The following is a 19,167-nucleotide window of genomic DNA, read 5'->3' on the forward strand; positions in this document are numbered from 1 at the left end:
GACCTTCCAGGCTGAAAACCGATAAGATCGCCACAACCTGTCAGGAAAACTCACAGATATCATGAGCCATGACCTTCCCCCGCTGAACGCCTTGCGCGCATTCGAAGCCACCGCCCGACTGAACAGCGTCAGTCAGGCTGCCGAGCAACTGCACGTCACTCATGGTGCAGTCAGCCGTCAGCTCAAAGTGCTCGAAGAGCATCTGGGCGTGAGCCTGTTCGTCAAGGATGGTCGCGGCTTGAAACTCACAGATGCCGGGGTCCGTCTGCGAGACGCCAGTGCTGAGGCCTTTGATCGGTTGCGCAGTGTGTGTGCCGAGCTGACGCAAAACACCGCTGACGCGCCGTTCGTGCTCGGCTGCTCCGGCAGTCTGTTGGCGCGCTGGTTTATTCCACGCCTGGGACGACTCAACGCGGACTTGCCGGACTTGCGTCTGCACCTGTCAGCTGGCGAAGGTGATCTCGATCCACGGCGCCCAGGTCTCGATGCCTTGCTGCTCTTCGCCGAGCCACCATGGCCGGTAGACATGCAGGTCTACGAACTGGCCGCAGAACGTATCGGCCCGGTGCTGAGCCCGCTGTTCAGCGGTCATCAACGCCTGCAGGCAGCGCCGGCGTCAGCCTTGCTCAGCGAGCCGCTGCTGCACACCACGTCGCGTCCGCAAGCCTGGCCGAGCTGGGCACAGCAAAATCACCTCGACGCCAAGGCGTTGAAGTTGGGGCAAGGTTTTGAGCATTTGTATTATCTGCTGGAAGCCGCAGTGGCCGGACTTGGCGTGGCAATCGCGCCCGAGCCGCTGGTGGCCGAAGACCTGAAGGCCGGTCGCCTGGTTGCACCGTGGGGCTTCTGCGAAACCCCGGCGCAACTGGCGTTGTGGCTACCCAAGCGCGCCGCAGACGGGCGCGCCCGGCAACTGGCGCAATGGCTCAAGAACGAGCTGCGCCAGACGGATCACTCGCCGCGCTTGAACAGCAGGTAAGCGGCCAGCAGACCGATTGCACCGACGGCCACACCGGCAGTGGTCCAAGGATGTTCCTGAGCGTAATCGCGGGTGGCGATGCCGGTCTCGCGGGTTTTGACTTTGACTTCTTCATAGGCATCGCTGAGCAGGCTGCGCGAATGTTTCAGCGCGCTTTCAGCGTTGCTCTTGAGCGCCTTGAGGGTCTTGCGCGACTCGTCGGACGCGTCGTCCTTCAGGCTTTCCAACGATTTGAGCAGACTCTCGATCTCGGCTTCCATGCTTTGCAACGAGGCTTTACGTAAAGAGGTGTTGGCCATGGTGGCTCTCCTGCATTGGTGATGAGTGGCGTGTGTTGGTTGGGACTTCAGCGGTTTGAGAAAGTGCAGAAAATCTGAACTTCGCTTGCATCGAGCCGCCGAAATCAACAGTGCAGATTCACTGCTAGTCTCAAATCCACACGTCAAGGAGATCGCCATGAGTGACCATCACACCTACAAGAAAGTCGAGCTGGTCGGCTCGTCCACCAGCAGCATCGAAGACGCCATCAACAACGCGCTGGCCGAAGCCAACAAGAGCATCAAGCATCTGGAGTGGTTTGAAGTGGTCGAGACGCGTGGCCACATCAAGGACGGCAAGGCTGCGCATTTCCAGGTAACCCTCAAAGTCGGCTTCCGCATTGCCAGCAGCTGAGTTTGGGCTACGCTTCTGAACTTGCGCGCTGGCCGAGTGCCATAGGAATGGCAAAGCGCTACAAGGTGAGCGCATCGGCAGAGCCGGTGCCCGCCTCTTTTAATCCGACCAGGGAGTGCGACCGATGAAGAAGTTCATATTGGCAGTAGGTTTGTTGAGCCTTGCGGGTGGCGCGTTGGCTGCTGGCAAGCCTTGTGAAGAGTTGAAAAGCGAAATTGCGGCGAAGCTGGATGCCAAGCACGTTTCCGGGTATTCACTGGAGGTTGTCGACAAGGGTGCGGCCGCTGACGGCAAAGTCGTCGGCACCTGTGAAGGCGGCGCCAAGGAAATCGTCTACAAACGCGGTTGATTGCGCCTGAAATGCAAAAGCCGACGCGAAGGCGTCGGCTTTTTTGTGGGCGATGATTTACATGCAGGAGCTGCGGCACGCTGCGATCTTTTGATCGTGGCTTTGAAAAATCAGATCAAAAGATCGCAGCCTCGTTTCACTCGACAGCTCCTACAGGGCGCCGCGTTTATCCTTTCATGACCTGCGCCAGCAGTTCGTAGGAATGCAGGCGATCGGCGTGTTCATACAGGTCGCAAGTGAAAATCAGCTCGTCGGCCTGAGTCTGCTCGACCAGCACTTCCAGTTTCGCGCGGATCTTCTGCGGGCTGCCGACCATCGCCAGGCCGAGGAAATCCCCCACCGCCTCGCGCTCATGAGGCAGCCACAGGCCGTCCATGGTTTTCACCGGCGGACGCTGCACCAGACTCTGCCCACGCATCAGCGCCAGAATTCGCTGATACACCGAGGTCGCCAAGTAATCGGCCTGCTCATCGGTATCCGCCGCCACCAGCGGTACCCCGAGCATCACGTACGGTTTATCGAGCACCGCCGAGGGCTTGAAGTGGTTGCGATAGACGCGAATCGCCTCATGCATGAAACGTGGAGCGAAGTGCGAGGCGAAGGCGTAAGGCAAGCCGCGCTCACCGGCCAGTTGCGCGCTGAACAGGCTGGAGCCGAGCAGCCAGATCGGCACATGGGTGCCGGTGCCGGGCATGGCGATCACCCGTTGATCCGGAGTGCGCGGGCCGAGGAAGCGCGCCAGCTCGGCGACGTCTTCCGGGAAATCGTCGGCACTGCCGGAGCGTTCGCGGCGCAGAGCGCGGGCCGTCATCTGGTCGGACCCGGGCGCGCGGCCCAGCCCCAGATCGATGCGTCCCGGGTACAGGCTTTCAAGAGTGCCGAACTGCTCGGCGATCACCAGCGGTGCGTGGTTGGGCAGCATTACCCCGCCGGAGCCGACGCGAATCGTCGAAGTCCCCCCGGCCAGATAACCCAGCAGCACCGAGGTGGCGGAGCTGGCGATGCCGTCCATGTTGTGGTGCTCGGCCACCCAGAAGCGGGTGTAGCCGAATTTCTCGACGTGCTGCGCCAGATCCAGCGAGTTGCGCAGCGATTGCGCCGGGCTACCGTTCTCGCGCACCGGCACCAGATCGAGGGTGGAAAACTTTACGTCGGACAGTTGCTTCATAAACCTGCGTCTCCGAGTGGGGTGCAGGTTTTTTCTTGCGAACGAAAACCTGCCGAATTCATAAGCGTGTTCTGTGCAATGAGGGCATATACCCGAGTTTCAATAGCTGAGGGAAAAATCCTACTAAAAAAGTCAACGATTCACCTGAGCTGAACTTTGTCCCGGCGTCTATCCTCAGAAGCCTTGCAAGCAAAAACCACGACGGCGCGGCGTTTCGCGCCAGATCTTGAGGAGGCAGACATGGCTATCGTGAAGAAAGCATCCGCGCATTGGGCAGGCGATCTGAAAACCGGCATCGGCTCGATCTCTACCGAGACCGGCGTCCTCAGAGAAGCGCCTTACGGCTTCAAGGCCCGCTTCGAGGGCGGTAAGGGCACCAACCCGGAAGAACTGATCGGCGCCGCGCATGCCGGCTGTTTTTCCATGGCGTTTTCGATGATTCTCGGTGATGCGGGTCTGAAGGCCGAGAGCATCGATACTCAGGCAGAGGTCACGCTGGATCAGGTCGAGGGTGGCTTTGCCATCACCGCGATCAAGTTGATCCTCAAGGCGAAAATCCCGGGCGCTACTCAGGCGCAGTTTGAAGAACTGAGCAACAAGGCCAAGGAAGGGTGCCCGGTATCCAAGGTATTGAATGCGAAGATTACCCTTGAGGCTTCGCTGGTCAGCTAAGTCGGCGCTGACTGACCCATTCGCGAGCAGGCTCGCTCCCACTTTGGAATGCATTTCAAAGTGGGAGCGAGCCTGCTCGCGAAGGTGGACTGAATAGCACCGCAATTGCTGAAGATGTGAGCGACATCAGAACCTGCGCTGCAAGAATATGGTCGAATAAGTGACAGCAGCTTCAGCGCACGCCCGTGCGCGCTGCCCCATGGAGCTTCAGGATATGAAACGTATTGGCTTGGCGATCCTCTGCAGTGCATTGGCCACAACGGTTCTTGCCGCACCGAAAGACTGTGAAGAACTCAGAAAAGAAATCGAAGTAAAGATCCAGGCGAACGCCGTGCCGTCCTACACGCTGGAAATCGTCAGCAAGGAAGAGGCCGACAAGCACGACGTGGCCATGGTCGTGGGCACCTGTGAAAACGGCAGCAAGGCAATTATTTATCAGAAGAACGACAACTGATCCGTCTCAGCTGAGGCAGTCCATGTCGTGATCCTCAGCTACGATCTCATGCTTGGCGTTGTACAGGCGGGCGCTCGGGGTGAACCCTAGCGAGCGACCTTCCAGCAGATAACGCTGGCCGGCTTCGAAATGGTCGTAGCGGATGTACAGGTAGCACAGCCGCTCGATCGGGCCGGTCATCAGCGCACCGCCGCCACCAAACACCTCGAAGTCAAACCGCACCCGCAGCTCGTGGCTACCAGGCGTGACCTGAAAGAAACGCCCATCAGTCAGCCGTTGATTGTCCAGGCGCTCGGCCATGAGCAGTTTTCCGCCGGGGGTCGGGGTTGAGAAGTCGACCCAGGCCATTTGCGGATCGACCGGCGGCAGTGGCGTCTGGCAGCCGGCGATAGCGCCGACTGCGAGCAACAACATCAACTTGCGCATGATGGATGTCCAAGGATTCAGACTTCCAGCATAGCGCTGATCACGTGCGCTGACAGCCTGCCGGCGTACCTTGGCCGACCACATTGTGCTGCTCGTCATAGAGCTTCGCCCATGGCCGGAAACCGATGCTGCCAGCTTGCAGCTGATAGCGCTGACCGGCGTTGAAGTCCTTGAATTTCAAATTCAACTGGCAGTCGCGCCATAGCGGTTCGGCATCGGGGCCGATGTTGGTGGCTTCGACCGGGAATTGGTAGCGCACCTGTAATTGGTGGCTGCCGGGCTCGACCTCAAAATAACGTTTGTCGACGGTCGCCTTGTCATCGACCTTCAGCGCTTGCAGCGCCGTGTCCTGTTGCCGGGCATCGAGATCGATCCAGGCTTGCGAGGGGTCAGGGTCGGGCATTCCGAATCCGGCACATCCGGCCAGCGTCAGCAGGCCTCCTGTCAGCAACAACATGCGCATAGCGAAGCTCCAAATGGCGGGATAGTCTTGCGGGCAGACTTTCCAAAGGATTTTTATTTTGAGCAGGCCGCTTCCAAGCCATGGGTTACTTGATCGCGTTTTTCGGATTTTGTTTCCGGGTGTGATGTTTTTGTTGCTCAACGGTTGTTCCAGCGTCAGCTATTACAGCCAGTTGGCGAGCGGCCAATTGCAGTTGCTGCGCGCGCGCGAGCCAGTGGCCAAGGTGATCGCCGACCCGAGCCGCGACGCCAAGCTGCGCACGCACCTGCGCCAGTCACAGAAGGCCCGGAACTTTGCCAGCGAACACCTGCACCTGCCGGACAACCAGAGCTATCGGCTATACGCCGACATTGGCCGGCCCTATGTGGTGTGGAACGTGTTCGCCACCCCGGAGTTTTCCCTGAAGCCGCAGAACCATTGCTTCCCGATCGCCGGTTGCGTGGCCTATCGCGGCTACTACAGCCAGAGCGCCGCGCGCGGCGAAGCGGCGATCCAGCGTCTGCAAGGCATGGATGTGTCGATTGGCGGCGTCGAGGCCTATTCGACCCTCGGCTGGTTCAATGACCCGATCCTCAATTCGATGATGGGCTGGGGCGATGAGCGTCTGGCTACGCTGATCTTTCATGAACTGGCGCATCAGCGCTTTTATGTAAAGGACGACACCGAGTTCAACGAGTCCTTCGCCACATTTGTCGAGCAGGAAGGAACCCGACAGTGGCGGGCGTTTCGTGGTCTACCGGCGGATACCGACTCGCGGCTCAAACAGCGTGATCAATTTATCGAACGGGTACTCGAAACGCGGTCGCGGCTTGAAGCACTCTACGCCCAGCCGCTGCCGGCCGAGCAGATGCGCGAGCGTAAAGCGGCGGCGTTCGAGCAGTTTCGGCGCGATTACCGGGTCATGCGCGACAGCCAGTGGGCTGGGGACAAGCGTTATGACGCGTGGGTGAATCTGCCGCTGAACAATGCGCGGTTGTTGCCGTTTGGGCTGTATGACCAGTGGGTGCCCGCGTTTGCGGCGTTGTTCAGGCAGGTTGGCGGGGATTGGGAGCGGTTTTATGTTGAGGTCGAGAAGCTAGGCGGGTTACCTGTCGCGGAGCGTAAAGCGGCCTTGAAAGCTTTGGCCGGATCTTGAACTGATGTCGGCTGATCCGGCCTCATCGCTGGCAAGCCAGCTCCCACATGGATTCGGGTGAACCTGCGCACACTGCTCACCTGTGGGAGCGGGCTTGCTGGCGAAGACTGACTCATCAGCGCCGCAAAAACGCCTGATGCAACTCGGCCAGCGTTTCAAAGTGATAAGCCGGCGCCTCAGCGCTCAACTCTTCAAAACTGCCAAACCCATACCCCACCGCCGCCGCGTCCACGCCGTTGCTGTGCGCGCCGATCAGGTCGTGCTTGCGATCGCCGATCATCAGCGTGTTGCGCGGATCCAGCCCTTCTTCAGCGATCAGATGCGCAATCAGCTCGACCTTGTTGGTCCGCGTGCCATCCAGCTCACTGCCGTAGATCACCTTGAAGTGTTTGGCGAAGTCGAAGTGCCGGGCGATTTCCCGGGCGAACTCCCAAGGTTTGGAGGTCGCGATGTACAGCTGTCGCCCTTGCCCGCTCAGGGTCTCGAGCAACGGTGTGACGCCATCGAACACACGGTTTTCGTACAGGCCGGTGACTTTGAAGCGTTCGCGATAGAAATTCACCGCCTCCCAGGCCTTGGCCTCGTCGAAGCCATAGAACTGCATGAACGCCTGCAACAGCGGCGGGCCGATGAAGTGTTCGAGTTTGCTCAGGTCCGGCTCGTCGATGCCGAGTTTGCTCAAAGCGAACTGGATGGATCGGGTGATGCCCTCTCGCGGGTCGGTCAGGGTGCCATCGAGGTCGAACAGTACGGTCTGGTAATGCATGAGAAATCCTGAGCAGGTGTAGGTCGATTCAGAGCTGGTCGTAGCCTTCGGCCAGATGCAGGTCCTTGAGCTTCACGTAGTTCGCCGCGCTGTAGGTGAAGAAGGCGCGTTCCTTGTCAGTCAACGGACGGACCTGTTTCACCGGGCTGCCCACGTACAGGAAGCCGCTTTCCAGGCGCTTGCCCGGTGGTACCAGGCTGCCGGCGCCGATGATCACATCATCCTCGACCTGCGCGCCGTCCATGACAATGCTGCCCATGCCGATCAATACGCGGCTGCCAACGCTGCAGCCATGCAGCATGACCTTGTGGGCGATGGTCACGTCATCGCCGATCAGCAGCGGAAAACCGTCCGGGTTGAATGGACCGGCGTGGGTGATGTGCAACACGCAACCGTCCTGCACGCTGGTGCGCGCACCGATGCGGATGCGGTGCATGTCGCCACGGATCACGGTCAGCGGCCACACGGAGCTGTCTTCGCCGATTTCGACGTCGCCGATCACCACCGCGGAGGCGTCGACAAACGCGCCTTTACCGAGCTGCGGGGTGTGATTCTGGTACTTGCGAACGGACACGATAATTTCTCTCTCTGTCGCCGATAGCTGCGGTGAGTGCCGATTGTAATTAAGATGGGCGCATGTTTCTCCCAGCCAAGGTGCCAACCGTGAGCGTGAACAACCCTCTTCTGCAGTCCTACGACCTGCCGCCGTTCTCCACGATCCGTGCCGAACACGTGCTGCCAGCCATTGAAACCATCCTGGCCGACAACCGCGCCGCCATCGCCGAAATCCTCAAGACTCAAGTCGAAAACCCGACCTGGGCCGGCCTGGTATTGGCAATGGACGAACTCAACGATCGCCTCGGCGCTGCGTGGAGCCCGGTCAGCCACCTCAACGCCGTGTGCAACAGCGCTGAACTGCGCGAGGCCTACGAGTCCTGCCTGCCGGCCCTGAGCGCCTACTCCACCGAGATGGGTCAGAACCGCGAGCTGTTCCAGGCTTATGAAGCGCTGGCCAACAGCCCGGAAGCCGCCAATTTCGACGTGGCGCAAAAAACCATTCTGGAACACGCCCTGCGCGATTTCCGTTTGTCGGGTATCGACCTGCCGGAAGCCGAACAGAAGCGTTACGCCGAAGTGCAGAGCAAACTGTCCGAGCTGGGCAGCCGCTTCTCCAACCAGTTGCTCGACGCCACGCAAGCCTGGACCAAGCACATCACCGACGAAGCCGCCCTCGCCGGCCTGACCGACTCGGCCAAGGCGCAAATGGCCGCTGCCGCCCAGGCCAAAGGCCTTGACGGCTGGCTGATCACCCTGGAATTCCCGAGCTACTACGCGGTGATGACCTACGCCCAGGACCGTGCGCTGCGGGAAGAAGTCTACGCCGCCTACTGCACCCGTGCGTCGGATCAAGGCCCGAACGCCGGGCAGAACGACAACGGCCCGGTGATGGAAGAGATCCTCGACCTGCGTCAGGAACTGGCAAAACTCTTGGGCTTCGCCAGCTTCTCCGAGCTGAGCCTGGCCACGAAGATGGCCGAGTCCAGCGATCAGGTGCTGAACTTCCTGCGCGACCTGGCCAAGCGCAGCAAACCGTTTGCCGCGCAGGATCTGCAGCAGCTGCGCGCCTTCGCCGCCGAACAGGGCTGCGCCGATCTGCAGAGCTGGGACAGCGGTTTCTACGGGGAAAAACTCCGCGAGCAGCGCTACAGCGTCGCTCAGGAAACCCTGCGCGCCTACTTCCCGATCGATAAAGTCCTCGGCGGTCTGTTCGCTATCGTCCAGCGTCTGTACGGCATCGAAATCGCCGAATTGAAAGGCTTCGACACCTGGCACCCGGACGTGCGCCTGTTCGAAATCAAGGAAAACGGCCAGCACGTCGGGCGCTTCTTCTTCGACCTCTACGCCCGCGCCAACAAGCGTGGCGGCGCGTGGATGGACGGCGCCCGCGACCGTCGCCGCACCGTTGACGGCGTGCTGCAAAGCCCGGTGGCCAACCTGGTGTGCAACTTCACCCCGGCCGACAGCGGCAAGCCTGCGCTGCTGACCCACGATGAAGTGACCACCCTGTTCCACGAATTCGGCCACGGCCTGCATCACCTGCTGACCCGCGTTGATCACGCCGGTGTTTCCGGGATCAACGGCGTGGCGTGGGATGCGGTCGAGCTGCCAAGCCAGTTCATGGAAAACTGGTGCTGGGAGCCGGAAGGCCTCGCGCTGATTTCCGGTCATTACGAAACCGGCGAGCCGCTGCCGCAAGACCTGCTGGAGAAAATGCTCGCGGCGAAGAACTTCCAGTCCGGGCTGATGATGGTCCGTCAGCTGGAATTCTCGCTGTTCGACTTCGAACTGCACGCCACTCACGGTGACGACCGCAGCGTGGCGCAAGTGCTGGAAGGCGTGCGCGACGAGGTGTCGGTGATGCGTCCACCGGCGTACAACCGCTTCCCCAACAGCTTCGCGCACATCTTCGCCGGCGGTTACGCGGCGGGCTATTACAGCTACAAGTGGGCGGAAGTGCTGTCGGCGGATGCCTTCTCCAAATTCGAAGAGGATGGCGTGCTCAACGCCGACACCGGTCGCGCCTTCCGCGAAGCGATTCTGGCGCGTGGCGGTTCGCAGGCCCCCATGGTGCTGTTCGTCGACTTCCGTGGCCGTGAGCCATCGATTGACGCACTCTTGCGCCATAGCGGCCTGAGTGAGGACGCAGCAGCATGAGTGAGGCACCTGTGATTACCAAGAAGCGCTTTATCGCCGGGGCTGTCTGCCCGGCGTGCAGCGAGCCGGACAAACTGATGATGTGGAACGAGGACAGCGTGCCGCACCGCGAGTGCGTGGCCTGCGGTTACTCGGATACGCTGAACGAGCAAGGGCTGTCGGTTCCCAAGGAACTGGGCACGCGGGTCAATACCAGCGCGCTCAAGCCGGCGCCGGACAAGACGGTCCAGGCCGTGCAGTTCTTTCCGAATCCGAAGCTGAAGAAAAAGTCCGAAGACTGAGCCGGCAAATAACCCTCCACGGTGCAATGCCGTGGAGGGTGCGGCTTACTTGAGGTTGACTGACTGGAACCAGCTCTTCATCGAGCAAGTGGCAAAGGCACTGGTGCTGCAGTCGCCGTTGGCCAGCGCGGTGCGCAGTTTGTCGACATCGGCCTGCATCACGTAGCGCACGCCATCCTTGAAATGGCCGCTTTCACCAAAACCGCCCTGAGTCATTTCATTCAGCGCGTCTTCCTTGCTCCAGCCCTGCACCACGATTCGGTACATCGCCGCCATCAGGCCGGTGCGGTCGGAACCGTGTTTGCAGTGCATCAGCACCGGGCCGTTGGCTTCGGCAGCCTGAATCGCGCGCAGCGTCTTGAGCACATCGGCGTCATCGACGTGGTTGGTGCGATAAGGCAGTTGCACTTGATTGATGCCCGGCTCGGACAGCCAGCTGCTGTCGGCTTCCGGCAGGAAGTTGATCACCGTCGCCACTTTGAGATTTTTCAGCAACGGCACCGCGCCGCCATCCGGCAAGGCACTGCGGTACAGAGTTGGCGACATCTGGAACAGGTTGTACTGCACTTCCACCGGTTGCGCCCACTCCGGCGGGCGCGATGTGACAGCGGCATCAGCCTGGGCCGGCATCAAGTGCAGCAGAGCGACAAGCGACAAACACAAAACAGGAAAAAGACGCACTCGAGACATGCTGGGCTGACCGTAATCGGAATTCATCAATGAAAGGCCTCGCAGCTTCCACGTCTGACGGTCAAAGCCCTGTGAGGCTCTTGTCAAAGAATTGTGAATCCGGGCGATTTCATTCAGCGCCGGGTAAAAAACCGAGGCTTTTTCCCACTGAATCGGTTCATCCCGATGATTAGCCTGCTACCATTTGTCACACGATGTTGCAGGCGTCCCCTTTTTCCCGGTCAAACGGGCCGCGCGCCGCGACGAAAAAATGCTCAAGCCGTTCGCAGAAACGGACAACCATCAATGCCTGATGAGGTGCACCCCATGTCTGATGCAGATCGAGACAACCCGCGGCGTGAGTTTTTGCGCAAATCCCTGACCCTGATTCCCGTGGTTACCCTCGCCGGCACCGGCTTGGGCAGCAGCGTGTTGCAAGCTGCCCCTGAAGCCACCCCGACGGCGCCCGCAGCCACACCGGCCCAGGCTGACGCCAGCGCTTATCTGCCGAGCTATTTCACCGCCGAGGAATGGGCCTTCATCAACGCCGCCGTGGCGCACCTCATCCCCAATGACGAGCAAGGCCCGGGGGCTCTGGAAGCCGGCGTGCCGGAATACATCGACCGCCAGATGAACACCCCGTACGCCGCCGGTGCCCTGTGGTACATGCAGGGTCCGTTCAACGCCGACGCTGCGCCGGAGATGGGCTGGCAGAGCAAACTGGTGCCCAAAGAGATCTATCGTCTGGGCATCGCTGCCACGGATCAGTGGGCAAAATCCCTCAACGGTAAAACATTTGCCGAGCAAGACAGCGCTACCCGAGAGGATTTGCTCAAGCAACTCGAAGCGGGCAAACCGCAGTTCGATGCGGTTCCGGCGAAGATTTTCTTCAACCTGCTGCTGCAAAACACCAAGGAAGGGTTCTTCTGCGACCCGATCCACGGCGGCAATAAAGGCATGGTCGGCTGGACCATGATCGGCTTCCCCGGCGCCCGCGCCGATTTCATGGATTGGGTGGAACGCAACGAGCAGTACCCCTTCCCGGCAGTTTCAATTCGCGGCGAGAGGGCTTGAGCATGGCAACCGTAATGAAGAAGGTCGACGCGGTGATCGTCGGTTTCGGCTGGACTGGCGCGATCATGGCCAAGGAGCTGACCGAAGCCGGGCTCAACGTGCTGGCGCTGGAGCGCGGGCCGATGCAGGACACCTACCCTGACGGCAACTATCCGCAGGTCATCGACGAACTCACCTACAGCGTGCGCAAAAAACTCTTTCAGGACATCTCGAAAGAAACCGTCACCATCCGCCACAGCGTCAACGACATCGCCCTGCCGAATCGCCAGTTGGGTGCGTTTCTGCCGGGCAATGGCGTCGGCGGCGCCGGTTTGCACTGGTCGGGCGTGCACTTTCGCGTCGATCCGATCGAGCTACGCATGCGCAGCCACTACGAAGAGCGTTACGGCAAAAGTTTTATCCCCAAGGACATGACCATCCAGGACTTCGGCGTCAGCTATGAAGAGCTGGAGCCGTTCTTCGATTTCGCCGAAAAGGTCTTCGGCACCTCCGGCCAGGCCTGGACCGTGAAGGGCCAACTGGTCGGTCAGGGCAAGGGCGGCAACCCTTACGCACCGGATCGCTCCAATCCGTTCCCGCTGGAAGCGCAGAAAAACACCGTTTCCGCACAACTGTTCGGCAAAGCGGCGACAGAGGTCGGTTACAAACCCTACAACCTGCCGTCGGCAAATACTTCAGGCCCGTACACCAATCCCTACGGCGCACAGATGGGCCCGTGCAATTTCTGCGGATTCTGCAGCGGTTACGTGTGCTACATGTATTCCAAGGCGTCGCCGAACGTGAACATTCTGCCAGCGCTCAAGCCGCTGCCGAATTTCGAATTGCGGCCCAACTCGCATGTGCTGCGGGTCAATCTCGACAGCACCAAGTCCAAGGCCACCGGCGTGACTTACATCGATGGCCAGGGCCGCGAGATCGAGCAACCGGCGGATCTGGTGATCCTCGGCGCCTTCCAGCTGCACAACGTGCGCCTGATGCTGCTCTCGGGCATCGGCAAACCGTACGACCCGATCAGCGGCGAAGGCGTGGTCGGGCGTAACTTCGCCTACCAGAACATGGCGACCATCAAGGCGTTCTTCGACAAGGACACCCACACCAACAACTTCATCGGGGCGGGCGGCAACGGTGTGGCGCTGGATGACTTCAACGCCGACAACTTCGACCACGGCCCGCACGGCTTCGTCGGCGGCTCGCCGATGTGGGTCAACCAGGCCGGCAGCCGTCCGATTGCCGGTACCTCGAACCCGCCCGGCACGCCAGCCTGGGGTAGCCAGTGGAAACGCGCGACCGCCGATTACTACACCCACCAAGTGTCGATGGACGCCCACGGCGCGCACCAGTCCTACCGTGGCAACTACCTTGATCTGGATCCGGTGTACCGCGATGCCTACGGTTTGCCGCTGCTGCGCATGACCTTCGACTGGCAGGAAAACGACATCAAGATGAACCGCTTCATGGTCGAGAAAATGGGCAAGGTCGCCCAAGCCATGGGCCCGAAAGCCATTGCGGTGATCGGCAAGCAGGTCGGTGATCACTTCAACACTGCGGCCTACCAGACCACCCACCTCAACGGTGGCGCGATCATGGGCACCGATCCGAAAAAGAGTGCCCTGAACCGTTACCTGCAGAGCTGGGACGTGCACAACGTGTTCGTGCCGGGGGCTTCGGCATTCCCGCAAGGACTGGGTTACAACCCGACCGGATTGGTGGCGGCGTTGACCTACTGGTCGGCCAAGGCGATCCGCGAGCAGTACCTGAAAAACCCCGGCCCGCTGGTTCAGGCTTAAGGAGCGATGACCATGAACAATCTCGTTATCGCCACCCTGGCCCTGCTCGGCAGTGCTGCCGTGCACGCCGCCGACGTCGATCAGGCGTTGATCAAACAAGGCGAATACCTCGCCCGCGCCGGCGACTGCGTGGCCTGCCACACCGCCAAGGGCGGCAAACCGTTCGCCGGCGGCCTGCCGATGGAAACGCCGATCGGCACGATCTACTCGACCAACATCACCCCGGACAAAACCGGCATCGGTGATTACAGCTTCGAGGACTTCGACCAAGCGGTGCGCCACGGCGTCGCCAAAAACGGTAGTACGTTGTACCCGGCGATGCCGTATCCGTCCTACGCCCGTGTCAGCGAAACCGACATGCAGGCGCTGTACGCCTACTTCATGCACGGCGTCGAACCGGTGGCGCAGGAGAACGAGGCCAGCGACATTCCATGGCCGCTGAGCATGCGCTGGCCGCTGATGGGCTGGCGCTGGCTGTTTGCGCCGAAGGTCGAGGACTACAAGGCCACCTCGGATGATCCGGTGATCGATCGCGGCGCCTATCTGGTCGAAGGTCTCGGCCATTGCGGCGCCTGCCATACGCCACGGGCGCTGACCATGCAGGAAAAATCCCTGAGCGCGGCAGATGGCAAGAGCTTCCTCGCCGGCAGCGCACCGCTGGAAGGCTGGATCGCCAAAAGTCTGCGCGGTGATCACAAGGATGGCCTGGGCAGCTGGAGCGAAGCGCAACTGGTGCAGTTCCTCAAGACCGGACGCAGCGACCGCAGCGCAGTGTTCGGCGGCATGAGCGATGTGGTGACTCACAGCATGCAATACATGACCGACGCCGACCTCACTGCGATTGCCCGCTACCTCAAGTCACTGCCAGCAGTTGATCCGAACGATCAGCCGCACCAGTACGACGAGAAAGCCGCCAAAGCCCTGTGGAACGGCGACGACAGTCAACGCGGCGCAGCGGTGTACATCGACAACTGCGCGGCCTGCCACCGTACCGACGGCCACGGCTACACCCGGGTGTTCCCGGCGCTGGCGGGCAATCCGGTGCTGCAATCGGAAGACCCGACCTCGCTGATCCATATTGTGCTCAAGGGCGGCACCCTGCCGGCCACCCACACCGCGCCATCGACCTTCACCATGCCGGGCTTCGCCTGGCGCTTGTCGGATCAGGAAGTGGCGGACGTGGTGAGTTTTATCCGTGGCAGTTGGGGCAACAAAGGCGCACCGGTGAGCGCAGACGAGGTCAGTCATCTACGCACCAGCGACATGACCACCACCTCGGCTGATGATCTTGGTCAGGTAACCCGCAGCAACTAAAAAAAGCCCTGCCCGTATTTAATACGGGCAGGGCTTTTTGTTCAGCTCACAACTAAGCTGACGTCTGACCAGATTATGGATTCATGATACTTACATAAGCCTTGGCCAGTGCCAGCAACTTGGCTTTATCATCTGCATCAATATCACCATCCCCATCGACATCTTTTTCATTGCTTACATCGAACGTTTCGCCACCGTCATAGGACGACGCAATGATGATCCGCGAATCCAGCAGAGAGTCGGTCGGCACGGCGTTTTCTGCGTCCCAGCCGGATTGCTTCAGCGCAAACTGCATGGACACCAGTACTTCATCCGGATCAACTGGAGTCGGACCAAGTTTCTGCAAAAAGATGCCGCGATGGTTAAAGTAAGACACGTTTAATTCCTTTTAAATATTGAATAACAGATAACAACAAGGCGGATACTAACGACATTGCAAGTTGTACTGCCAGTTGAAAGATGTGTCTTCGGTTTGCGATAAATATATATATATATCAATCCATGAACCACAGGACCTGTGTTCTTGCGCCGAACGGCACTGGCTGTTTCCCCGCGCCAGCGATACTGTATGCACATACAGCAATCAGGACACTTGCGATGCACACGCCCTTGCCTCCTCGTGGTCGCGGCACTGCGACCAATCCGCACAACCGCTTCGCGCCGAACCGTTCGGTGGCCGAGGACGACGGCTGGTATCAGGAAGTGCCCGAAACGCAGAACACCGAAGTGATGATCGAGACCGCGAAAACCATCATCACTCGCAACACCTCGCCGGACCTGCCCTTTGATCGCTCAATCAACCCCTATCGTGGCTGCGAGCACGGTTGCATCTATTGCTATGCGCGACCGAGCCATGCCTATTGGGACATGTCGCCGGGGCTGGATTTCGAAACCCGACTGATCGCCAAGACCAACGCCGCCCAGGTGCTGGAAGAACAGCTTGGGAAAAAAGGTTATCAGTGCGCGCCGATCAACCTCGGCTCCAATACCGACCCGTACCAACCCATCGAACGTGAACACCGGATCACCCGCCAGACCCTCGAGGTGCTGCTGCGCTACCGGCACCCGGTGACCATCGTCACCAAAGGCTCGCTGATCTTGCGTGACCTCGATCTGCTCACGGAGCTGGCGCAACAACGGCTGGTGGCGGTGATGATCAGCCTGACGACGCTGGACGATGAACTCAAACGCATCCTCGAACCGCGTGCCGCGGCACCCAAGGCCCGGTTGCGGGCGATCCGGGTGATGCGCGAAGCAGGCATTCCGGTGGGGGTGCTGTGTTCGCCGATGATTCCGATGATCAACGACAGCGAAATCGAAAGCCTGCTGGCCGAGGCGCATGCGGCGGGTGCGCAAAGTGCCGCCTACATGATGCTGCGCCTGCCGCTGGAGGTGGCACCGCTGTTCGAGGAGTGGCTGCACGCGCACTATCCGCAGCGCGCGGCCCATGTCCTGAGCCTGATCCGCCAGAGCCGTGGCGGCGAGCTCTACGACAGCCGTTTCGGTGCACGGATGCGCGGCGAAGGGCCGTTCGCCGACTTGCTCGCGCAACGCTTTGCCAAAACGATCAAGCGTCTCGATCTCAATCATCGCGAGGGCTATGACCTCGACTGCACCGCCTTCTGTCCACCGGGTCGCCAGATGTCGTTGATTTAGCGACAATTGGCCCTATGGTTGAGGGGCTGGAATCCTTCCGTCGTAACCCTCAGTCACGTTTTTTGTGACCTGGAACACACGTTCTAGAGCGCTTGATTCAGTTTGAGTTAAGTTTCGGCGGCTACCTTGTTCATCGAGTGACTGACGGGTCGGGATGGCCCGGATGTTTTAAACAGCCACTGGCTTCATACCGGAATACACGGGAATGACTCCCCGAATCCGCCAAAGAGGATGAATCATGAGTGACAAGGATAAACAGCCGTTGGCTGCGTCGGCGCAAGCCGTCCCTGGGGCGCAATCCGCCGATGCAGCGCTGCGAACGATCGTTGACGGCTTTTTGCATTTTCATCATGAGGTCTTCCCGCAACAGGAAGAACTCTTCAAGAAACTCGCCACGGCGCAATCGCCACGGGCGATGTTCATCACCTGCGCCGACTCGCGCATCGTGCCCGAGCTGATCACCCAGAGCTCGCCAGGCGATCTGTTCGTGACCCGTAACGTCGGCAACGTCGTACCGCCTTATGGCCAGATGAACGGCGGCGTTTCCACCGCCATTGAATACGCGGTACTGGCGCTGGGCGTGCAACACATCATCATCTGCGGCCACTCCGACTGCGGCGCCATGCGCGCAGTGCTCAATCCGGACAGCCTGGAAAAAATGCCGACAGTCAAAGCCTGGCTGCGTCATGCGGAAGTGGCGAAGACCATGGTGCATGACAACTGCAACTGCACCGACGAAAAAGAAAGCATGCCGATCCTCACCGAGGAAAACGTCATCGCCCAACTGCAGCACTTGCGTACCCATCCTTCGGTAGCCTCACGCATGGCGAACGGTCATCTGTTCATCCATGGCTGGGTCTACAACATCGAAACCAGCGAAATCAAAGCTTACGACGCGGATCAGGGACGCTTCCTGCCGCTCGACGGCAGCCATCCGATTCCGGTGGCGACGCCCAAAGCGCGCTTCTAAATCTTCCTAAAAATCTGTGTGGTTTGACGCCGGCCGCTGTTTCAGCGGTGCGGCGAAGCCACGCCTGAAGAAAACTTCGGGAGAGTCACCATGCGTGCTGCTCAATTGAAAGCGGTTCTGCCACGGGAGTTGCTGGCTTCGGTGGTTGTATTTCTGGTCGCCCTGCCGCTGTGCATGGGTATTGCGATTGCTTCCGGGTTGCCACCGGCCAAAGGCCTGATCACCGGGATCATTGGTGGTCTGGTGGTGGGTTGGCTGGCAGGCTCGCCGTTGCAGGTCAGCGGGCCGGCGGCCGGTCTGGCGGTGTTGGTGTTCGAGCTGGTGCGCCAGCACGGGATCGAGATGCTCGGGCCGATTCTGCTGCTCGCCGGTTTCCTGCAACTGGTGGCCGGGCGTTTGAAGCTTGGGTGCTGGTTTCGGGTGACGGCGCCCGCGGTGGTGTACGGCATGCTTGCGGGGATCGGTGTGCTGATCGTTCTGTCGCAGGTGCATGTGATGCTGGATGCCAAGCCGCAGCCCTCGGGGCTGGATAACCTCACGGCCTTCCCCGGCGCGGTGGCGCAAGCCTTGCCGTCGTTCGGCTGGCAGGCCGGACTGCTCGGGCTGGCGACCATTGCGGTGATGTGGCTGTGGGAGAAATTGCGTCCGCATTCGCTGCGCTTCATTCCCGGTGCGCTGCTCGGCGTTGGCCTGGCCACGGGTGCCAGCCTGCTGCTGGCGTTGCAGGTGAAACGGGTCGAGGTGCCGGAGAATCTGGCCGATGCCATCGACTGGCTGAAACCGGCGGATTTGCTCAGCCTTGCTGATCCAACCCTGCTGATTGCGGCTTTTGCCGTGGCATTCATCGCCAGCGCCGAAACCCTGTTGTCGGCGGCGGCGGTGGATCGCATGCACAGCGGTGTGCGCTCGGACTTCGACCGTGAACTCTCAGCGCAGGGCGTCGGCAACATGCTTTGCGGACTGGTCGGTGCGCTGCCGATGACCGGGGTGATCGTGCGCAGTTCGGCCAACGTCCAGGCTGGCGCAACCACCCGCTATTCGACGATCTTCCATGGTTTGTGGCTGCTGGCGTTCGTGCTGTTGTTGTCGAGCGTGCTGCAAAGCATTCCGGTGGCGAGTCTGGCAGGCGTGCTGGTGTACACCGGTTTCAAACTGGTGGACCTCAAGGCCTTTCGCGGTCTGGGCCGTTACGGGCGGATGCCGATGTTCACCTACGCCGCCACGGCGCTGGCGATCATCTTCACCGACCTGCTGACCGGTGTGTTGATCGGTTTCGGTCTGACGATGTTGAAACTGGCGTTCAAGGCGTCGCGCCTGAAGATCAGCCTGATCGACCTGCCGCAGGACGGTGAGATGGAATTGCGTCTGGTGGGCGCGGCGACCTTTCTCAAGGTACCGGCACTGACCCAGGTACTGGGCAGCATTCCAGCGGGCACAACGGTGCATGTGCCGCTCAATCATCTGAGCTACATCGACCATTCGTGTCTGGAATTGCTGGAGGAGTGGGGCCGGGCGAATGCGGCAAAGGGGTCGAAGCTGTTGATCGAGTCGCGTGGGTTGAAGCGACGATTGGAGGGGCGGGTTCGGACCAATACCGGGATCGGTGCGGCCGGTTAA

General features: G+C 60.3%; 22 protein-coding genes. 14 read left to right on the forward strand and 8 right to left on the reverse strand.

Annotation, left to right across the window (positions count from 1 at the left end):
• Positions 1-61 precede the first annotated feature (61 nt).
• Positions 62-979 carry a LysR family transcriptional regulator gene (locus ACTJKS_RS23530; protein ID WP_108181282.1) on the forward strand — a complete coding sequence of 306 codons (918 nt, stop codon included), beginning with the start codon at positions 62-64 and terminating at the stop codon, positions 977-979.
• On the opposite strand, the gene ACTJKS_RS23535 is transcribed toward ACTJKS_RS23530, so the two are convergent.
• Entirely contained in the window at positions 952-1,278 is a 327-nt protein-coding gene (locus tag ACTJKS_RS23535) for a DUF883 family protein (RefSeq protein WP_003220391.1), read from the reverse strand. The two genes, ACTJKS_RS23530 and ACTJKS_RS23535, sit on opposite strands and share 28 nt — an antisense overlap.
• 157 nt (positions 1,279-1,435) lie before the next feature.
• On the opposite strand from ACTJKS_RS23535, the gene ACTJKS_RS23540 reads away from it, so the two are divergent.
• Complete coding sequence (locus ACTJKS_RS23540) at positions 1,436-1,651, forward strand: dodecin (protein WP_027610201.1); 216 nt, start codon at positions 1,436-1,438, stop codon at positions 1,649-1,651.
• Between the two features lie 124 nt (positions 1,652-1,775).
• Positions 1,776-2,000, forward strand: a complete 225-nt coding sequence (locus ACTJKS_RS23545; protein ID WP_047297488.1) for a DUF1161 domain-containing protein — start codon at positions 1,776-1,778, stop codon at positions 1,998-2,000.
• 166 nt (positions 2,001-2,166) lie between these two features.
• Here ACTJKS_RS23545 and ACTJKS_RS23550 read toward each other — a convergent pair whose 3' ends face one another.
• Positions 2,167-3,168 (reverse strand): LLM class flavin-dependent oxidoreductase, encoded by a 1,002-nt coding sequence (locus ACTJKS_RS23550; RefSeq protein WP_086794121.1) that lies wholly within the window; start codon positions 3,166-3,168, stop codon positions 2,167-2,169.
• Positions 3,169-3,408: 240 nt separating this feature from the next.
• On the opposite strand from ACTJKS_RS23550, the gene ACTJKS_RS23555 reads away from it, so the two are divergent.
• Together ACTJKS_RS23555 and ACTJKS_RS23560 are read left to right on the forward strand one after the other, a co-directional pair.
• The gene (locus ACTJKS_RS23555) at positions 3,409-3,840 is read left to right on the forward strand and encodes an OsmC family protein (protein ID WP_007962818.1); all 432 of its coding nucleotides are present in this window, start codon (positions 3,409-3,411) and stop codon (positions 3,838-3,840) included.
• A 214-nt stretch (positions 3,841-4,054) separates the two neighbouring features.
• The gene (locus tag ACTJKS_RS23560) at positions 4,055-4,294 is read left to right on the forward strand and encodes a DUF1161 domain-containing protein (RefSeq protein ID WP_007962817.1); all 240 of its coding nucleotides are present in this window, start codon (positions 4,055-4,057) and stop codon (positions 4,292-4,294) included.
• A gap of 6 nt (positions 4,295-4,300) precedes the next feature.
• Here ACTJKS_RS23560 and ACTJKS_RS23565 read toward each other — a convergent pair whose 3' ends face one another.
• Positions 4,301-4,720, reverse strand: coding sequence for a PA0061/PA0062 family lipoprotein (locus tag ACTJKS_RS23565; protein WP_041074745.1), 420 nt, complete (start codon positions 4,718-4,720; stop codon positions 4,301-4,303).
• 40 nt (positions 4,721-4,760) lie between these two features.
• On the reverse strand, positions 4,761-5,183 hold the full coding sequence (locus ACTJKS_RS23570) for a PA0061/PA0062 family lipoprotein (RefSeq protein WP_108181281.1): 423 nt from the start codon (positions 5,181-5,183) through the stop codon (positions 4,761-4,763).
• Positions 5,184-5,241: 58 nt separating this feature from the next.
• On the opposite strand from ACTJKS_RS23570, the gene ACTJKS_RS23575 reads away from it, so the two are divergent.
• Entirely contained in the window at positions 5,242-6,318 is a 1,077-nt protein-coding gene (locus ACTJKS_RS23575) for an aminopeptidase (RefSeq protein ID WP_108181280.1), read from the forward strand.
• A 115-nt stretch (positions 6,319-6,433) separates the two neighbouring features.
• Here ACTJKS_RS23575 and ACTJKS_RS23580 read toward each other — a convergent pair whose 3' ends face one another.
• Positions 6,434-7,084, reverse strand: coding sequence for an HAD family hydrolase (locus ACTJKS_RS23580; protein WP_108181279.1), 651 nt, complete (start codon positions 7,082-7,084; stop codon positions 6,434-6,436).
• Between the two features lie 28 nt (positions 7,085-7,112).
• The gene (locus tag ACTJKS_RS23585; RefSeq protein WP_108181278.1) at positions 7,113-7,658 is read right to left on the reverse strand and encodes a gamma carbonic anhydrase family protein; all 546 of its coding nucleotides are present in this window, start codon (positions 7,656-7,658) and stop codon (positions 7,113-7,115) included.
• Between the two features lie 62 nt (positions 7,659-7,720).
• On the opposite strand from ACTJKS_RS23585, the gene prlC reads away from it, so the two are divergent.
• Together prlC and ACTJKS_RS23595 are read left to right on the forward strand one after the other, a co-directional pair.
• A complete protein-coding gene (gene prlC, locus ACTJKS_RS23590; RefSeq protein WP_198759734.1) occupies positions 7,721-9,799 on the forward strand; it encodes an oligopeptidase A in 2,079 nt (692 codons plus the stop codon).
• Positions 9,796-10,080, forward strand: coding sequence for a YheV family putative zinc ribbon protein (locus ACTJKS_RS23595; RefSeq protein ID WP_007962808.1), 285 nt, complete (start codon positions 9,796-9,798; stop codon positions 10,078-10,080). Before prlC ends, ACTJKS_RS23595 begins: the two co-directional genes overlap by 4 nt.
• A gap of 45 nt (positions 10,081-10,125) precedes the next feature.
• Here the strand turns inward: ACTJKS_RS23595 and ACTJKS_RS23600 are convergent, their stop codons facing one another.
• A complete protein-coding gene (locus tag ACTJKS_RS23600) occupies positions 10,126-10,770 on the reverse strand; it encodes a dual specificity protein phosphatase family protein (protein WP_041074778.1) in 645 nt (214 codons plus the stop codon).
• 306 nt (positions 10,771-11,076) lie between these two features.
• On the opposite strand from ACTJKS_RS23600, the gene ACTJKS_RS23605 reads away from it, so the two are divergent.
• The 3 genes from ACTJKS_RS23605 to ACTJKS_RS23615 are packed head-to-tail and all read left to right on the forward strand — an operon-like array spanning position 11,077 to position 14,924.
• On the forward strand, positions 11,077-11,823 hold the full coding sequence (locus ACTJKS_RS23605) for a gluconate 2-dehydrogenase subunit 3 family protein (RefSeq protein ID WP_262949256.1): 747 nt from the start codon (positions 11,077-11,079) through the stop codon (positions 11,821-11,823).
• Positions 11,824-11,825: 2 nt separating this feature from the next.
• Positions 11,826-13,610, forward strand: coding sequence for a GMC family oxidoreductase (locus tag ACTJKS_RS23610; protein ID WP_047597066.1), 1,785 nt, complete (start codon positions 11,826-11,828; stop codon positions 13,608-13,610).
• 12 nt (positions 13,611-13,622) lie between these two features.
• Positions 13,623-14,924, forward strand: a complete 1,302-nt coding sequence (locus ACTJKS_RS23615) for a c-type cytochrome (protein ID WP_108181276.1) — start codon at positions 13,623-13,625, stop codon at positions 14,922-14,924.
• A 73-nt stretch (positions 14,925-14,997) separates the two neighbouring features.
• Here the strand turns inward: ACTJKS_RS23615 and ACTJKS_RS23620 are convergent, their stop codons facing one another.
• Positions 14,998-15,300 (reverse strand): hypothetical protein, encoded by a 303-nt coding sequence (locus tag ACTJKS_RS23620; protein ID WP_108181275.1) that lies wholly within the window; start codon positions 15,298-15,300, stop codon positions 14,998-15,000.
• Positions 15,301-15,521: 221 nt separating this feature from the next.
• Between ACTJKS_RS23620 and ACTJKS_RS23625 the strand changes: the two genes are divergently transcribed.
• The 3 genes from ACTJKS_RS23625 (at position 15,522) to ACTJKS_RS23635 (ending at position 19,167) form a co-directional block, all read left to right on the forward strand.
• Complete coding sequence (locus ACTJKS_RS23625; protein ID WP_108181274.1) at positions 15,522-16,580, forward strand: PA0069 family radical SAM protein; 1,059 nt, start codon at positions 15,522-15,524, stop codon at positions 16,578-16,580.
• 238 nt (positions 16,581-16,818) lie between these two features.
• Entirely contained in the window at positions 16,819-17,550 is a 732-nt protein-coding gene (locus ACTJKS_RS23630) for a carbonic anhydrase (RefSeq protein ID WP_047297474.1), read from the forward strand.
• 90 nt (positions 17,551-17,640) lie between these two features.
• On the forward strand, positions 17,641-19,167 hold the full coding sequence (locus tag ACTJKS_RS23635) for a SulP family inorganic anion transporter (protein ID WP_108181273.1): 1,527 nt from the start codon (positions 17,641-17,643) through the stop codon (positions 19,165-19,167).

This window comes from Pseudomonas sp. 22189 (genome assembly GCF_052045635.1).
Lineage (GTDB): Bacteria > Pseudomonadota > Gammaproteobacteria > Pseudomonadales > Pseudomonadaceae > Aquipseudomonas > Aquipseudomonas parakoreensis.

What these genes read in the sequence shown, in the direction of transcription:
- ACTJKS_RS23615 (WP_108181276.1), top strand. Translation starts at nt 13,623, where the DNA reads ATGAACAATCTCGTTATCGCCACCCTGGCCCTGCTCGGCAGTGCTGCC.
- ACTJKS_RS23630 (WP_047297474.1), top strand. Translation starts at nt 16,819, where the DNA reads ATGAGTGACAAGGATAAACAGCCGTTGGCTGCGTCGGCGCAAGCCGTC.
- ACTJKS_RS23570 (WP_108181281.1), bottom strand. Translation starts at nt 5,183, where the DNA reads ATGCGCATGTTGTTGCTGACAGGAGGCCTGCTGACGCTGGCCGGATGT.
- ACTJKS_RS23535 (WP_003220391.1), bottom strand. Translation starts at nt 1,278, where the DNA reads ATGGCCAACACCTCTTTACGTAAAGCCTCGTTGCAAAGCATGGAAGCC.
- ACTJKS_RS23625 (WP_108181274.1), top strand. Translation starts at nt 15,522, where the DNA reads ATGCACACGCCCTTGCCTCCTCGTGGTCGCGGCACTGCGACCAATCCG.
- ACTJKS_RS23580 (WP_108181279.1), bottom strand. Translation starts at nt 7,084, where the DNA reads ATGCATTACCAGACCGTACTGTTCGACCTCGATGGCACCCTGACCGAC.
- ACTJKS_RS23605 (WP_262949256.1), top strand. Translation starts at nt 11,077, where the DNA reads ATGTCTGATGCAGATCGAGACAACCCGCGGCGTGAGTTTTTGCGCAAA.
- ACTJKS_RS23555 (WP_007962818.1), top strand. Translation starts at nt 3,409, where the DNA reads ATGGCTATCGTGAAGAAAGCATCCGCGCATTGGGCAGGCGATCTGAAA.
- ACTJKS_RS23530 (WP_108181282.1), top strand. Translation starts at nt 62, where the DNA reads ATGAGCCATGACCTTCCCCCGCTGAACGCCTTGCGCGCATTCGAAGCC.
- ACTJKS_RS23560 (WP_007962817.1), top strand. Translation starts at nt 4,055, where the DNA reads ATGAAACGTATTGGCTTGGCGATCCTCTGCAGTGCATTGGCCACAACG.
- ACTJKS_RS23545 (WP_047297488.1), top strand. Translation starts at nt 1,776, where the DNA reads ATGAAGAAGTTCATATTGGCAGTAGGTTTGTTGAGCCTTGCGGGTGGC.
- ACTJKS_RS23635 (WP_108181273.1), top strand. Translation starts at nt 17,641, where the DNA reads ATGCGTGCTGCTCAATTGAAAGCGGTTCTGCCACGGGAGTTGCTGGCT.
- ACTJKS_RS23550 (WP_086794121.1), bottom strand. Translation starts at nt 3,168, where the DNA reads ATGAAGCAACTGTCCGACGTAAAGTTTTCCACCCTCGATCTGGTGCCG.
- ACTJKS_RS23600 (WP_041074778.1), bottom strand. Translation starts at nt 10,770, where the DNA reads ATGTCTCGAGTGCGTCTTTTTCCTGTTTTGTGTTTGTCGCTTGTCGCT.
- ACTJKS_RS23540 (WP_027610201.1), top strand. Translation starts at nt 1,436, where the DNA reads ATGAGTGACCATCACACCTACAAGAAAGTCGAGCTGGTCGGCTCGTCC.
- ACTJKS_RS23565 (WP_041074745.1), bottom strand. Translation starts at nt 4,720, where the DNA reads ATGCGCAAGTTGATGTTGTTGCTCGCAGTCGGCGCTATCGCCGGCTGC.
- ACTJKS_RS23610 (WP_047597066.1), top strand. Translation starts at nt 11,826, where the DNA reads ATGGCAACCGTAATGAAGAAGGTCGACGCGGTGATCGTCGGTTTCGGC.
- ACTJKS_RS23595 (WP_007962808.1), top strand. Translation starts at nt 9,796, where the DNA reads ATGAGTGAGGCACCTGTGATTACCAAGAAGCGCTTTATCGCCGGGGCT.
- prlC (WP_198759734.1), top strand. Translation starts at nt 7,721, where the DNA reads ATGTTTCTCCCAGCCAAGGTGCCAACCGTGAGCGTGAACAACCCTCTT.